The 15,334-nt window shown below is 35.7% G+C and carries 14 protein-coding genes; 9 read left to right on the forward strand and 5 right to left on the reverse strand.

The genetic code is table 11. The annotated features are described in order from the left end of the window. Nucleotides 1-120: 120 nt before the first annotated feature. Nucleotides 121-2,079, reverse strand: coding sequence for a DNA topoisomerase (ATP-hydrolyzing) subunit B (gyrB, locus tag LUA90_RS03035; protein ID WP_231490120.1), 1,959 nt, complete (start codon nt 2,077-2,079; stop codon nt 121-123). Nucleotides 2,080-2,648: 569 nt separating this feature from the next. On the opposite strand from gyrB, the gene LUA90_RS03040 reads away from it, so the two are divergent. Both LUA90_RS03040 and LUA90_RS03045 read left to right on the forward strand, forming a co-directional pair. Next, nucleotides 2,649-3,248, forward strand: a complete 600-nt coding sequence (locus tag LUA90_RS03040; protein ID WP_231462651.1) for an OmpH family outer membrane protein — start codon at nt 2,649-2,651, stop codon at nt 3,246-3,248. A gap of 63 nt (nt 3,249-3,311) precedes the next feature. Next, nucleotides 3,312-3,794 carry a nucleoside deaminase gene (locus tag LUA90_RS03045; RefSeq protein WP_231490122.1) on the forward strand — a complete coding sequence of 161 codons (483 nt, stop codon included), beginning with the start codon at nt 3,312-3,314 and terminating at the stop codon, nt 3,792-3,794. Between the two features lie 109 nt (nt 3,795-3,903). Here LUA90_RS03045 and LUA90_RS03050 read toward each other — a convergent pair whose 3' ends face one another. Next, nucleotides 3,904-5,826 (reverse strand): TlpA disulfide reductase family protein, encoded by a 1,923-nt coding sequence (locus tag LUA90_RS03050; protein ID WP_231490124.1) that lies wholly within the window; start codon nt 5,824-5,826, stop codon nt 3,904-3,906. A 109-nt stretch (nt 5,827-5,935) separates the two neighbouring features. Between LUA90_RS03050 and LUA90_RS03055 the strand changes: the two genes are divergently transcribed. Beyond that, nucleotides 5,936-6,709, forward strand: a complete 774-nt coding sequence (locus LUA90_RS03055) for an EcsC family protein (protein WP_231490126.1) — start codon at nt 5,936-5,938, stop codon at nt 6,707-6,709. Here LUA90_RS03055 and LUA90_RS03060 read toward each other — a convergent pair whose 3' ends face one another. Beyond that, nucleotides 6,710-7,111, reverse strand: coding sequence for an RNA-binding S4 domain-containing protein (locus tag LUA90_RS03060; protein ID WP_231462643.1), 402 nt, complete (start codon nt 7,109-7,111; stop codon nt 6,710-6,712). A gap of 173 nt (nt 7,112-7,284) precedes the next feature. Here LUA90_RS03060 and LUA90_RS03065 point away from each other — a divergent pair, with 173 nt between their 5' ends. Both LUA90_RS03065 and LUA90_RS03070 read left to right on the forward strand, forming a co-directional pair. After that, complete coding sequence (locus LUA90_RS03065) at nt 7,285-8,103, forward strand: 2,3,4,5-tetrahydropyridine-2,6-dicarboxylate N-succinyltransferase (protein ID WP_231490128.1); 819 nt, start codon at nt 7,285-7,287, stop codon at nt 8,101-8,103. A gap of 15 nt (nt 8,104-8,118) precedes the next feature. Then, on the forward strand, nt 8,119-9,324 hold the full coding sequence (locus LUA90_RS03070) for a glycosyltransferase family 1 protein (protein ID WP_231490129.1): 1,206 nt from the start codon (nt 8,119-8,121) through the stop codon (nt 9,322-9,324). Here LUA90_RS03070 and LUA90_RS03075 read toward each other — a convergent pair whose 3' ends face one another. Then, nucleotides 9,325-9,879, reverse strand: a complete 555-nt coding sequence (locus tag LUA90_RS03075) for a DUF4136 domain-containing protein (protein WP_231462635.1) — start codon at nt 9,877-9,879, stop codon at nt 9,325-9,327. It lies immediately after the preceding gene. A gap of 192 nt (nt 9,880-10,071) precedes the next feature. On the opposite strand from LUA90_RS03075, the gene LUA90_RS03080 reads away from it, so the two are divergent. From LUA90_RS03080 to miaA, 4 genes are all read left to right on the forward strand, one after another. Continuing rightward, nucleotides 10,072-10,638: an L-threonylcarbamoyladenylate synthase gene (locus LUA90_RS03080; protein WP_231490518.1), complete on the forward strand. Its 567-nt coding sequence runs from the start codon at nt 10,072-10,074 to the stop codon at nt 10,636-10,638. A gap of 109 nt (nt 10,639-10,747) precedes the next feature. After that, nucleotides 10,748-12,154 carry a CCA tRNA nucleotidyltransferase gene (locus LUA90_RS03085; protein ID WP_231490131.1) on the forward strand — a complete coding sequence of 469 codons (1,407 nt, stop codon included), beginning with the start codon at nt 10,748-10,750 and terminating at the stop codon, nt 12,152-12,154. Between the two features lie 99 nt (nt 12,155-12,253). Next, the gene (locus tag LUA90_RS03090) at nt 12,254-12,901 is read left to right on the forward strand and encodes a plasmid pRiA4b ORF-3 family protein (protein ID WP_231490133.1); all 648 of its coding nucleotides are present in this window, start codon (nt 12,254-12,256) and stop codon (nt 12,899-12,901) included. Between the two features lie 64 nt (nt 12,902-12,965). Then, nucleotides 12,966-13,886: a tRNA (adenosine(37)-N6)-dimethylallyltransferase MiaA gene (gene miaA / locus LUA90_RS03095; protein WP_231490134.1), complete on the forward strand. Its 921-nt coding sequence runs from the start codon at nt 12,966-12,968 to the stop codon at nt 13,884-13,886. A 156-nt stretch (nt 13,887-14,042) separates the two neighbouring features. Here the strand turns inward: miaA and LUA90_RS03100 are convergent, their stop codons facing one another. After that, on the reverse strand, nt 14,043-15,329 hold the full coding sequence (locus LUA90_RS03100) for a G-D-S-L family lipolytic protein (RefSeq protein ID WP_231490136.1): 1,287 nt from the start codon (nt 15,327-15,329) through the stop codon (nt 14,043-14,045). Nucleotides 15,330-15,334 lie beyond the last annotated feature (5 nt).

Consider the following 15,334-nt stretch of genomic DNA (forward strand, 5'->3'; position numbering starts at 1 on the left):
AGCAAAGTTTGATAGTTGACTCTACAATTATCAATGTAAATGTAAAAACCTCTTCAAGTATAACTCGAAGAGGTTTTTTATTTTATGTGCTTTTGAAATTCCCTTTAAGGAATTTAAGGATTAAGCATCAATTTTAGCATATTTTGCATTACGCTCAATAAATTCTCTACGTGGTGCAACTTCATCGCCCATTAGCATAGAAAAAGTATGATCGCATTCTGCAGCACTTTCAATTGTAGCCTGTAATAAAGTACGCGTAGCCGGATTCAAAGTTGTATCCCAAAGCTGTTCTGCGTTCATTTCACCTAAACCTTTATAACGTTGTATGTGTACGCTATCTTCTTTACCTGCGCCTTTTAAGCGTTGTACAGCAGCATCGCGTTGCACATCATTCCAGCAATATTCAAATTCTTTACCTTTTTTAACCTGATAAAGTGGTGGAGATGCAATGTAAACATAACCAGCCTCAATCAAAGCCCTCATGTAACGATAGAAGAAAGTTAAAATTAAAGTTGTAATGTGCGAACCATCAATATCGGCATCCGTCATGATTACGATTTTGTGATAACGAAGTTTCGTCATGTTCAAAGCCTTATCATCTTCAGGAGTACCTATACTGACACCAATGGCGGTAAACATATTTTTAATCTCGTCGTTTTCGTAAATTTTATGCTCCATAGCTTTCTCTACGTTCAAAATTTTACCTTTTAAAGGCAAAATTGCTTGAATGTTTCTATCGCGACCTTGCTTTGCAGTTCCACCTGCCGAATCTCCCTCTACTAAATAAATTTCACATTTTTCAGGATCACTGTCAGAGCAATCGGCAAGTTTACCTGGTAAACCAGAACCGCCCATTACACTCTTACGCTGAACCATCTCGCGAGCCTTACGAGCCGCAGCACGAGCCGTAGCAGCCAAAATCACCTTATTGATAATCATTTTTGCTTCCTTCGGATTTTCTTCCAAATAAGCACCTAACGCTTCGCCAACAGCAATATCTACTGCACCCATTACCTCACTATTACCTAGTTTGGTTTTGGTTTGCCCTTCAAATTGTGGCTCCTGTACTTTAACAGAAACAACAGCGGTTAAGCCTTCTCTAAAGTCATCACCAGTAATTTCCATTTTCAGGTTTTTTAACAAACCCGATTTATCTGCGTAACCTTTTAAGGTACGCGTTAAGCCTCTACGAAAACCAGCAATGTGCGTTCCGCCTTCGTGTGTATTAATGTTGTTTACATAAGAGTGAACATTTTCCGAATAACTATCGTTGTATTGAAAAGCCAACTCTACCGGAACACCATTTTTTATACCGTCAATGTAAATTGGTTCTGGTAAGAAAGATGCTCTTGTACCATCTAAAAAGCTTACAAATTCTTTTAAACCACCTTCTGATTGGAAAACTTCTGATAAAAACGAACCGTCTTCTAAAGTTTCACGCTCATCCGTTAAGGTTAATTTAATGCCTTTATTAAGGAAAGCCAGTTCGCGTAAACGGCTTGCTAAAGTATCATATTTGTATTCAGTTGTTTGCGTAAAAATTGTAGCATCCGGACTAAAAGTTACAATCGTACCACGTTTATCGGTAGTACCAACTTCTTTAACATCGTATTGCGGAACACCAATTTTGTATTCCTGCATCCAAATTTTACCCTCGCGGTGTACCTCAGCTTTTAAATCAGTAGAAAGTGCGTTAACGCAACTTACACCCACACCATGCAAACCACCAGAAACCTTATAAGTATCTTTATCAAATTTACCGCCGGCGTGTAAAACCGTCATTACAATTTCCAGTGCCGATTTATTCTCTTTTGTGTTTATACCGGTTGGAATACCACGACCGTTATCTTCTACTCTGATTGAGTTTCCTACTAAAATCCTTACATCAATTGTATCTGCATGACCGGCCAAAGCCTCATCAATAGAGTTATCTACAACCTCGTAAACCAAATGGTGCAAACCTTTTACCCCAGTATCACCTATATACATCGAAGGGCGCTTACGCACCGCTTCCAAACCTTCTAAAACCTGTATATTATCTGCCGAATAATTTGACTTTAAATCTTGTTCTTCGCTCATATTTTATTTAAAACTATAATCCTCAAAAATACGGAAATTTCGGCACTTTAACTAATATGTGGATAAGTTTTGAACTGTTAGAAAAACGCCTTCTGCAAGGTTTAAATAATGTTTTTGAAAAGCAAAACCTGTAAATCAGATTAACGCACGCCCCGCTTTTTATTACAAGCCCCGAGAAAATCGGGGGCTTTCCATTTCAATCGGGTTTAATCTACAAAAACTGTGGTTCTTTTGTTAGTTCTGCACCCTGCAACCGCCAATTTTAAAACTGCATTAGCCAACTAAACCCCAGCCTGCAGGCTGACAGGCGATATCAGCGAAAATACTTTTTGTTTGCCTTAACAAAAAAGATTGCAACGTTTTTCCTACTTCGCAACGACGATAAAAAAGACAGGTCAGAAGCGGAAAAAAAAGATTGTAATGGTTAGCGGGATGAGGCTTTAAAATGAAAAACTGTTACAGCTTTTCAAATAATTTAAACTACATAACGTTTTATTTGCGAGTGCGTAACTCTTAAATTGCATATAAAAACTAATTTATATAAGTTTGCTAAAATTTATTAAACAATAATGGAAAGAAGAACCTTTAAAACCTTTGGTTTATTTGCTACAGCAGCATTAATTACTGCTTTTTCGGCATGTCAAAACAAAGACGCTAAAACAACTGAAACTAAAAAAACAGATAGCACAACTGCTGCGGTATCTCCAAGCGAGAAAATTGTATATGTTAACTCTGATTCTTTATTAACAAAATACGATTACTTTAAAGACCTTAAAGTAAAATTTGAAGGCAAAAGCAAAAGCGCTCAAGCAGATATGCAAGCTAAAGGTCAAGCTTTCCAAAGAGAGGTTACGCAATACCAACAATCGGCACAAACTTTATCTGCCGACCAAAGAAAATCTACTGAAGAACGTTTAGCACGTAAACAGCAAGAGTTACAAACCTACCAACAAAATGCTGGTGGTGCTTTGCAAAACGAGCAAGCTGCAGAGAACGAAAAGCTTTACGATAAAGTGGCTGCTTATTTAAAAACTTACGCTAAAGAAAAAGGCTATAAAATGGTTTTAACTTACTCAAAAGGCAACAGCGCTATATTATTTGCCGATGAAAGCTTAGATGTAACTGCAGAAGTAATTAAAGGCTTAAATGCTGATTATTCTAAAAAATAATTAAACAATATTTAAACTGAATGCCCTGAGTAATCGGGGCATTTTTTTTGCTTAAAATTTAATATGGAAAACATCGAAAAACATGCTGAATTTATGCGTTTGGCAATTAGCCTTTCAGTAAAAAATGTAAAAGAAAATATTGGTGGCCCTTTTGGTGCAGTTGTAGTTAAAGATGGCGAAATTATAGCTGGTTCGGGCAATAAGGTTACTTCCACTAACGACCCAACCGCACATGCAGAGGTTTCGGCAATTAGATTAGCCTGCACCAAATTAAACACTTTTGATTTAAGCGGTTGTGTTATTTATACCAGCTGCGAACCATGCCCAATGTGTTTGGGTGCAATTTATTGGGCCAAAATTGATACAATTTATTATGCAAACACTAAATTTGATGCAGAAAACATTGGCTTTAGCGATAAATTTATTTACGAGGAACTTGATAAAGCTATGGACGACAGAAGCCTCCCTATTGTACAGTTAATGCGTGATGAAGCCCTGGAAGCTTTCAGGCTTTGGGAGAAATCTCCATTGAGATTGGAATATTAAAGAGGCGTAATGGCAAAACTGTCATCCCGAGCTTGTCGAATGGCTTAAGAAATAAACTTAAGGCATTTCGACAAGCTCAACGTGACATATATTATAATGAAAAATTAACCTATTTACTTGCTTCTTTGCTCGTTAATAAGCCAATCATTGAGTCAATTTCTTTTACCACTCCATCATCAGAACCTGAAAAACCAACCGCTTTGAAGCGAATATTTCCATCACCATCGATAATAAATTTGGTTGGTATTCCTTCTACCTTGTAGGCACTTACAATATCAAATTTGGAAGGATCTTTCACATTTTTGGTATCGTACAGAACATTAAAGTTTAACTTTTTTTCAGCGATAAAATCGGTTACAACTTTTTCTCTATTTTCTTCTGTTTGCCATGTATTTACATATAAAAACACCACATTAGGGTTGTTTGCATATTTAGCCATCGCTTTTTGCATACCTGGAAAAGATGCTACACACGGACCACACCATGTAGCCCAATAATCAAGTATTACAATTTTACCTTTTAAATCACTAAGGCTAACTTTTTCGCCTTTTAAGTTTGCCAATGAAAAGGTTGGAGCCGGAATATTAATCATTTTTTTAGTCCACTCTGCTTTTGCTTTTGCATTGGCTTCTTTTTCCAAATCAGCCATAAATGTTTCGTATGAACCGGCCTTTTTAAGGTTTGCGTAAAGCATTTTAAAGTCTTTCTTAAGCGAATCAGAGCCTTTTCCTTCTCTGATTAATTTTTCGGCCTCCGTAAATGCTTTTTCATTCTTACCGTTTTTAATTAAATACGTTATGTAGCGTGTGTTAACATCTGGAGGTATTACTTTATAATATGACACCGCTTTTTCTTGTGTTGCCAAGGCTTCCTTAAATTTGCCATCATGATAAAGCAGTAAAGCATACGTGTCTGCGTACATACCCCAGCTTTGGTCTAATGCTTTAATGTAATCTTCTTTTGTTTGATAGTAAGCCGGCTTTTCATCATTCTTCGCCAATTCAATAAGCTCAAGAGATTGTTTAGAAATCTTTGTAGCGAAGGCTACATTCTCATTTTTCTCTGCCAATGGCCAGGCTAGCTGATTGTACAAGCCGGCTCGAGTGGTTTTTGCATCAACTTTGTTTGCATATAATTCAAATTTTGCATCATTTTTAACACTTGCAAATGCTTCGGCCACAAGTGCATAAACAGAATTTAATTTAGCTGCATCGGCTTTATTAGCCTTGTCTAATTTGAATTTAGTAATCAGATCGTTTGCTTTCTGTTCTAAAGTTGGAGGGTCTTTTTCTGCGTACAAAGCATTCATTGCTTGTCCGTAAGCATAATTTCCTGTCGAAAATTTCTTTAAAACAATTGTCTTAACCGAATCGGCTTGCGCTTTTTTCTTTAAAATATTATATAAGTTCAAATTCGTAACCAAATCTTCCTCTTTCGGATCATTAATTTTAGAAAGTGTTTTAATATTTTCTTCAATCAATGGCGCACCAGTTTCTTTATTTGCTTTATATGCGTTAGATAAATAGTTTACCAGGTATTTCTTTTCCAAAGCAGGTTTGATGGCGAAGGCTTGTTTGTAGCTTGCCGCACTTTTTGCATAATCTAAAGTTAGGCCCAGATAAAATTTACCGGCCAAACCAAACAAGAAAGCTTCATTTAGGTAAGCCTCTGCACGTATTTTTCCATCTTTGGTAAATTTTAACATATAGCCATTTGGCGACTCATCTTTCTGTTCATCTACAGAAAATGCTAAAGCAGCTAATGTAATACTGTCTGCAGTTACAATTTCCCCCTTGTAAATATCTCCTTCCTTTACCAAATCCACTTTTGCGCTTTTAGGATTTGTAGTAGAGAAGAAACTTAATGAGGTACATTTAACATCAGCCAGATTTTGCAGGTTTGTACCCTTGGGGTCGTAAGTAAATTTTACTGTTGTGCCTGCCACCGGATTTTCAGTTGAAAATTTTACCGATTGAGCTCCTGCTAATTTTGCTATAAAACACAAGAGGAGAAATAATTTTAATGGTTTCATATTTAAAAGGTTAGGTTTAGGAATAGAATAACTAAATATATAGTTTATAAATTTAAATCACAAATTATTTTATTAAAATTTAAGGTATAATTATTGCAAAAGTATTTACATGACCTACGAGCAAAAAATTACAAATGAACTTGAATTTTGGAAGTTTAAAACCTTGCAAAAACCATCTCTGTTTAACAAGGTAACGGATAATGTTCAAAAGAAAATAAATAGCTACATACCAGATAAAGTACACAGTGCAATTACGGTTGCAATAAAGCAAATGGTAAAGGCTGTACTTTTTGGCTCAACATTTACAACTACTAAGCCTGTGGAGGATTTAACTTTCATGCATCGCGAAGCGCTGATAAAGCAGAAAATAGATAATTATAAAAAAACAGGTGCAGCAGAAGGTGGTATTACCGGAGCGGGTGGTTTTTTAATGAGCCTTGCCGACTTCCCAATCCTTTTAGGTATTAAAATGAAAATGCTGTTTGATATTGCGGCAACCTATGGTTACGATGTTAAAGATTATAGAGAAAGATTATTTATACTACACATTTTTCAGCTGGCATTTTCCAGTAAAAAAGAGAGCCAGAATGTTTTTGCAAAAATGCAGAATTGGGATAACCTGGCTCATAAACTTCCAACCAACATTGATGAGTTTGACTGGTTAACCTTTCAACAGCAATATCGCGATTATATAGATTTAGCAAAACTTGCGCAAATGCTTCCTTTTGTAGGTGCAGCTGTAGGTGCCGTTGCCAATTATAAACTTATAGATAGATTAGGCAAAACTGCAATGATGAGTTATAGAATGAGGTATTTCAGTATGCAATCGGTAGTAATTGCTGAAAAGCAGGTTAAGGATTTACGACTGGAAACTAATGAATAATTAATCTTCTTCATTAAACAAGCCTCCTATCAAATCGTCTGTTTCCCTGCGATCTTTCTTGGTTGGTCGCCCGGTTCCTCTATCTCTTTTTAAACTTGGCGAATGAAACGCAGATTTAAATGCATGTGTTTCTTCAACAGGTGTTAAATCTTTGTATTTGGTTAATGCCGTTGGCGAATCGGTTCGGTTGTAACTAAAATCTACAACTTCAATAACTTTTTTTTCTATTCCTTTTGATACCTGATAAACATCGCCAATTTTAACAATTGCTGATGCTTTAATATTTTGGCCCTTAAGTTTAACCCGGCCGGCTTTACAAGCATCTGTTGCCAGGCTTCTGGTTTTAAAAAGCCTGATTGCCCACAAATATTTATCAATTCTAAGTTTTTCTGCTTCTGCCATGTGAGTGTGTTTGTTGCCTTGGTTTCTAATTGGTTGGTTTAGAACCTAAGCTTACAAATGTAAAAAACCAAAGTTAAGCAACCCAAAGCCAAAAAACCAAGCATCCAAAAAACTAAAAAACAAAATTAAAAACCAATTTTTTTAAGTTATTTTGCATAAAATTTAAAAACATCATGTATTCAGATTTAAAGAAATTAATTGAAGCCGCTTGGGAAGATAGAACCCTTTTAAAATACAGTAATTATTGTGAAGCTATTGAAGCCGTAATTATGGGTCTTGATAAAGGAGAAATCCGCGTTGCTGAACCAGTTTTAAACTCTTGGGGCATTAACGAATGGGTAAAGAAAGCCGTTATTTTATATTTCCCAATCCGTGAGATGAAAGAGATTAAAAGTGGTCCTTTTGTTTATCATGATAAAATGGATTTAAAAACCGACTATAAATCTACTGGTGTACGTGTTGTGCCTATGGCAAGTGCTCGCTATGGCTCGTTTTTAGCTAAAGGCGTAATCATGATGCCATCGTACGTAAACATTGGTGCTTATGTAGATGAAGGTACAATGGTTGATACCTGGGCAACTGTAGGATCTTGTGCTCAAATAGGTAAACGTGTACATTTAAGTGGTGGCGTTGGTATTGGCGGCGTGTTAGAACCCGTACAAGCTGCTCCGGTAATTATCGAAGATGATGCATTTTTAGGTTCGAGAGCAATTGTTGTAGAAGGCGTAAAAGTTGAAAGAGAAGCGGTTCTTGGTGCTAATGTTGTTTTAACAGCATCAACTAAAATTATCGATGTAACAGGTTCTACACCTGTCGAATATAAAGGAATTGTACCAGCTCGTTCGGTAGTTATTCCGGGTAGTTACACCAAAAAATTCCCAGCAGGAGATTTTCAGGTTCCTTGCGCTTTAATTATTGGTAAACGTAAAGAAAGTACAGATAAGAAAACTTCGCTTAATGATGCATTAAGAGAAAATAATGTAGCTGTATAAGCCGAAAGCAAAAAGTTGAAAGCTGAAAGCGAAAATAAAATACAAAAAGCCGAAAGTCCGGAACTTGAGCAATCAAGCTTTGGTCTTTCGGCTTTAAGCTTTAAGCTTAAAATAGGTTTTGATGGCAAGCGTGCTGCAAATAACTTAACCGGCTTAGGAAACTATAGCCGTTCGTTGATTGAGAATTTAGCCATTCAATTTCCAGAAAATGAATATTATGTTTATGCTCCAAAAGTTAAGGTGGCTAAACAAATTCAATCCTTCTTTACATTAAAAAACATTCGCCTAAAGCTTCCACAAAGTGGAAAATTTTTATGGCGAAGTTTTAATATTTTAAAAGATTTAAAGAAGGATAAAATTCAGCTTTTTCATGGTTTAAGTCATGAAATACCTTTAGGGATATCTAAAACCCCAATTAAATCAATTGTTACCATCCACGATTTAATCTTTCTTCGTTACCCAGAGTATTATAAGTTTATCGATAGAAAGCTTTACGAATGGAAAAGCAAATCAGCCTGCAAAAATGCCGATAAGGTAATTGCCATTAGCGAAAAAACTAAAGATGATATTGTTGAACTTTACGGGATTAATCCTGATAAAATTGAGGTGATTTATCAAAGCTGTGATGATATTTTTAAAAGCCTGATTCCTGCAGAATCCTTATCAAGAATAAAAAACACCTATCATCTTCCTGAAAAATACATTTTAAATGTTGGAACTATTGAGCCTCGGAAGAATCTGAAATTAATTGTTCAAGCATTAAAAGATGTTGATAAAGATTATAATTTAGTAGTTATTGGTAAGCCAACACCATATTTCGAAACGGTTAACAATGAAATTATAAAACTGGGTTTAGAAGAAAGGGTAATTTTCCTCAGGAACATTCCATTTGCAGATTTACCAGGAATTTATCAAATGGCCGAAGTTTTTGTATACCCATCATTTTATGAAGGCTTTGGTATACCAATAATTGAGGCTTTGTATTCTGGAGTGCCTGTTATTGCAGCAACTGGTTCATGCCTGGAAGAAGCCGGTGGCCCTGATAGTTTGTATGTTAATCCTAACGATTCAAAACAACTTAGCCAGCACTTAAATCAAGTTATAAACGAGCCGGGTTTAAAGAAAAAAATGAAAGCAAAAGGGCTGGAATTTGTTCAAAAATTCAACAGCCCTTTTGTTACTAAGCACTTGATGGATTGCTACCAGAGTATTTTAAAATAATTACTTCGAAGCTACAGCTGGCGGATACTGAGCCAAAATTTCTTTAATACCTGTATTTAAACGTTCTTCTCTCTTATTTAAATTATCAAGATTAAAGCCACTACCGCGACCATGCCATACTAAAGTTTTTGATTTTGGATCTAAGAAATCGATAATTACGGTGCCTTCCATGTATTGGTTAACGTTGGTCATGCCGCCGCCTCCCCAGCCGCCCCATCCCCAGCCCCAACCCCAACCTGGTCCATAAAAACCTGGGCCGTAGTTGTAAATCTGGGTACGTTCTCTGGCTACCACAACTAAATTTACCAATAAATCTGGTTTGGCAGATTTACTGAAGCCTTTAGCTGTTAAATCAGCATCAATAGCTGCCAACATTCTACGCTTATCCAAATTATTCATTTGTAATCTGTTTAAGCCTTTTTCATAAAAATTGTAAGTTTTGTAATTACCGAAATTAGCGGTTTTGTCGTAATCAGATGCTGTACGAAGCGACGAGCAGCTGCTAAATGCTATTACAATCGCGAATAGCATAAATAATTTGGTTAAAGTTCTCATATACATTTTATTTGTGTGTTTCTATTTTTTATAACCTAACTAAAAATACGAATAATTCGGTTAATTAGATTACATAACAGCCTAATTTTTACACTATTATTGTTATTCTAACAACCAATAGAAAAAGCCATTGTTTTGGTTTAAATGTTAAATATTGTTCGGTTGGGCGAATTTAACATCTTATCTTTGCACATGCTTAAAGATGAAATTAACAAAGCTTTAGAAGTTTTAAAGGCAGGTGGTGTTATCCTTTATCCAACAGATACAATTTGGGGACTTGGTTGCGATGCTACAAATGCTGAAGCAGTAGATAAGCTCTTGGCCATCAAAAACAGACCAGCTGAAAAAAGCCTTATTATTCTTTTAGACACAGAGAACAAAATTCAAAGCTATGTAACCGAAGTTGCAGATGTAGCTTACGATTTAATTGAGTATGCCGAAAACCCCTTAACTATTGTTTTTTCTGGGGCAAAAAACTTGGCTCAAAATGTAATAAATGCTGATGGAAGTGTTGGAATCAGGGTTGCCAAACATGATTTTTGTACGCCATTAATTCAAAGATTTAGAAAACCCATTGTATCAACCTCAGCAAATTTAAGCGGAAATCCTTCACCAAAATACTTCGATGATATTGATAGTAAAATTGTGGATGCTGTAGATTATGTAGTAGATTTTGAGCAAGAAAATCGCAGCATAAAAAAGCCTTCAACCATAATGAAACTATCGGCGGGTGGTCAGTTCGAATTTATTCGCAAGTAATTTTATTAATTTGTAAAAAATTTAATCAGGTTGTTAACAAAATAGAAAAGGTGTTTTTTCGTAGTGAATTCATCATCTTAAACAAGCTTGTGCTAACAACTCCATTATTATGCAACAACATTTACAAAACCCCATATTTAAAACACTATCTACAATTGCAGATAAAAACCAAACCGAAGCTTACGTAATTGGTGGTTTTGTACGCGATTTGTTCTTATATCGTTCTTCAAAAGATATTGATGTGGTGGTGGTGGGCAGCGGAATAGAATACGCAGAAGCTGTAGGTAAAAAATTAAATACTAAAGTAGCCGTGTTTAAGAGTTTTGGTACAGCCAATATAAAATATAACGATTTAGAAATTGAGTTTGTTGGTGCCAGAAGGGAATCTTACCGATCTGATTCTAGAAAACCAATTGTAGAAGATGGTACGTTAAAAGATGACCAGCTTCGCCGCGATTTTACAATAAATGCATTGGCAATAAACTTAAATGCAGAAAATTTTGGTGAATTATTAGATCCGTTTGGAGGCATTGAGGATATTGAAAATAAAATAATCAGAACGCCTCTTGATCCTGAAATCACATTTTCGGATGATCCATTAAGAATGATGCGGGCCATTCGCTTTGCTTCTCAATTAAATTTTACCATTGATGAGCGAGCAATAGAAGCCATAAAAGCTCAAAAAAGCAGAATCAGCATCGTTTCTAAAGAACGTATAACGGATGAAATGAATAAAATTATTTTATCGGCGAAACCATCGGTGGGTTTTAAACTTTTGTTTGATACTGGACTACTACATATAATTTTCCCTCAAATGGCTCAGCTTTACGGAGTAGAAGTCATCAAAGGGAAAGGTCACAAGGATAATTTTTATCACACCTTGGAGGTTTTAGATAATATTTGTAAAACCACCGACGATTTGTGGTTGCGCTGGGCAGCAATTTTGCATGATATAGCAAAACCGGCAACTAAAAGATTTGAAGAAGGCCACGGCTGGACTTTCCATGGGCACGAAGACAAAGGCGCTAGAATGGTTCCAAAAATTTTCAACGATTTGAAGTTACCCCTTAACGAAAAAATGAAATTCGTTCAAAAACTAGTACAATTACACCTTCGTCCGATAGTTTTAGCGCAAGATACGGTAACAGATTCGGCGGTTAGAAGATTACTATTTGACGCCGGCGAAGAAATTGAAAGCTTAATGTTGCTTTGCAACGCCGATGTAACCACTAAAAACGAATACAAAAAAGCAAAATATAGAAACAACTTTGAGTTGGTTAAACAGAAGCTTAAAGATGTTGAAGAGCGAGATCAAATTAGAAATTGGCAACCACCCGTTACCGGAAATGATATTATGCAAACTTTTGCTTTGGAAGCTGGCAAGGAAGTCGGAATTATAAAAAGTGCCATTAGAGAAGCCATTTTGGAAGGAGAAATCGCTAATGATTATAATCAGGCTTTTAATTTTATGCTGAGCTTAGCCAAACAAATGGGTTTGAAACCCGTTAATAAATAATTTAATTGCCGAATTGATAAAACAAACAACCTTTTTGTTGCGTTTGTTGTTTTGTGATGAAACAAATTAACTTTATTTTTACGGCTCCAAAAGACAATAATGGCTATTTATAAATTTAAAATTACCTTCGAAGATTTTGATGATGTGGTACGTGAAATCGATATCAAATCTAATCAGACATTTGAAGATTTGCACAAAGCAATACATAAATCAACTGGTTATAATGCAGAAAAACCATCATCATTTTATGTAAGTACCGATAATTGGTTAAAAGGTGATGAAATTGCTTATTTACCTAATGATAGAAAAAAAGATCGTGTTGTTTTAATGGAGAATTCTAAGCTTAGTGGCTTTATTGAAGATCCTCATCAAAAATTTTATTACACCTATAATTTTGATCGCCCTTTTGATTTTCACGTAGAATTGATAAAAATCATTTTGGATGCCGATCCGCATATTGAATATCCTTTTCTGGCTAAAAGCACTGGCGAAGCCCCTAAAATTCTGGAACAGAAAAGCGGGCAGATTGTAGATGCCGGCTCTGCAGCTGTATCGGCTGGTGAATTTGATTTCCTTAATGAATTAAATTTTGTTCCTGAAGATACTGATGAATTAGAAGCTATGGGAGAAATGGGCATTAATGAAGAGGAACGCGACGAAGATGATGAAAAGGAAGATGACGAATTTGGTGATGAATTCTCAGACGATGATAATTTTGAAGACGATACACAAAAAGAAGATTACTAATTAAATAAAATGATATTATTAAACTGTCGGACATACATCCGACAGTTTTTTTTATGCAAACAAAATGGCTACAAGCAAAAAATCCAAAACATTAGTTGTTATTGTTGGACCAACAGCAATTGGAAAAACAGCTTTAGCTATACATGTTGCCCAACATTTCAAAACAGAAATTGTATCTGCCGATTCCAGACAATTTTTTAGAGAGATGGAAATTGGTACGGCAAAGCCTGATGGAAATGAACTGAGCGCTGCAAAGCATCATTTTATAAATTCTCATTCGGTAAATGAATTTTTTAGTACCGGAGATTTTGAACAAAGTGCATTAAAAGTAATTGATGGTATTTTTCAAGATCATGATATTGCTATTATGGTTGGTGGCTCAGGCTTATATATAAATGCCCTTATCAATGGTTTGGATGAAATGCCTGAAATAGATTTAGCCATACGTGCTAAACTTAACCATCAATTTGAAACCGAAGGATTGGAATCTATCCAAAATCAATTAAAAGCATACGACCCCGAATATTTCGACAAAGTTGATCAAAATAATCCTCAAAGAATGATAAGAGGTTTAGAAGTTTTTCTTTCTACCGGAGAAAAGCTTTCTTCAATGTTATCCGCAACTAAAAAAGAAAGACCTTTTAACATCATTAAAATTGGTTTAAACACAGATAGAGCCCTTTTGTATAACCGAATTAATGAAAGGGTTGATAAAATGATGGAATCTGGACTCATGGATGAAGTAAAGTCTCTTATTGAATATAAAAATTTGAATGCCTTAAACACAGTTGGTTACAGCGAAATATTTGATTTTATAGATGGAAAAATCTCAATAGATGAAGCCATTGCTGCCATAAAACAAAATACCCGTCGCTTTGCGAAAAGACAGCTAACCTGGTTCAGGAGAGATGCAGAAATAAATTGGTTCGAACCCAATGAAAAAGAAGCTGTTATCAGCTTAATTGCTCAAAATATTGGCGTATAAAAAGCTCTCGAAAAAATCGGGCCTACCGTTTAATTATTGATTTTCAGTAAAATAAGACCTTCATTGCCAGGAACGAAGCAATCTTAGGCGATAAATATGACTTTATCGAAAGATTGCTTCCTGCCACGCACTGACGGAAAAAGTCATTAATTCTCCTTAATTAGGAAATTTAACGCCTCTGTATTGTGATACATCAACCACTGGAATATTTGAACCGTATTTATTGTTTATCGCATCTATAAACACATTTGCAATAACCGCATTTCCTCTCGGCGTTAAATGCACACCATCCAAAGAAAAAGCGCCACCCGTAATAAAAGATGAATTAATACTTACACCCTGAATCACAATACCAGTTTTAACCTGATTTAAATAACTATAAGTATCAGCAATGGCTAAACTTTTGCTTTCTGCTAACGATTTAATTGTACTGTTGTAGCTCAAAACATAATCCTTAACTCTGGCAACTTCATCTTTATCTAAAACCCAATTATTTGCTATCGGATTTAAAGGGTGTAATCCATAAGGCAATCCGGCAGCATTAGGTACACCAAATAAACCTGAAGATTGAAAAGGTAAACGAATTAAATCTTCAGCAGTTGCGGCTCTAACTGTTCCAGCACCTGTTTGAATATAAACTGCGCCAGCAGCAGGATTTATTGCCTTTGCTGCATTTAATAACGCAGCTACGGTAACAGTATTAAAATAAGGAATTGAAGTTACATCGGGTATAGTGGCAACTACACCCTTTTGTCCGTTTGTAGTTAATAAATTAATCAGATTAGAGTATAGAAGCGCAAAGGTTGATTTATCTGTTAGCACATTGGTAGCATCTGTAGTTACACCGCCATTTGTTGCATAACCTAAAGCATCATTATTTCCTAACCAAAGGGAAAAAAATGTATGATTTCTTCCTTGTATAAATTGAAAATAACTAACCGTTCCTACTTGTGCATCAGTTAACAAGCGCTCAAGATAGGGATTTGCAGCGCCAAATGGTGCAGCAAAAGCTAAATCTAATCGCATACCAGGTACACCTAAATTTTGAACCTCGCCACTAAATTTTGTTAACTTACCCGTAGCATCTCTTAGTGCCAGATTTGTGGTTACAGGCGTAAGTGTGGGTGTTCCGTTCACCAAAGCTGTTAAAGATAAATATCCTGAACCATTGGCCTGTGCATCAGTAAAAAAAGGAGAAGTAAAACTTCCGCCTCCTACAGTAGCCATTTTTGCAGCAATTAGATTTGGGTAGGCCACCTTTTGTCCTTCTAAATATAGTCCACCATCTGCAAAACCTGCTGTAAGAGAGTTTCCTATAGAAATATATTTGCTAAAATTGGCTTGTCCTGCGGTAGTAGCAGCGGTAGATTCAATTTCAGGCTTACACGCAGCAGCGAAAAACATTGCTGCAATCGCCAAACTATTTATTATATATCTTTTCATATAAA

The sequence above is a fragment of the Pedobacter sp. Leaf170 genome, assembly GCF_920984665.1.
GTDB lineage: Bacteria > Bacteroidota > Bacteroidia > Sphingobacteriales > Sphingobacteriaceae > Pedobacter.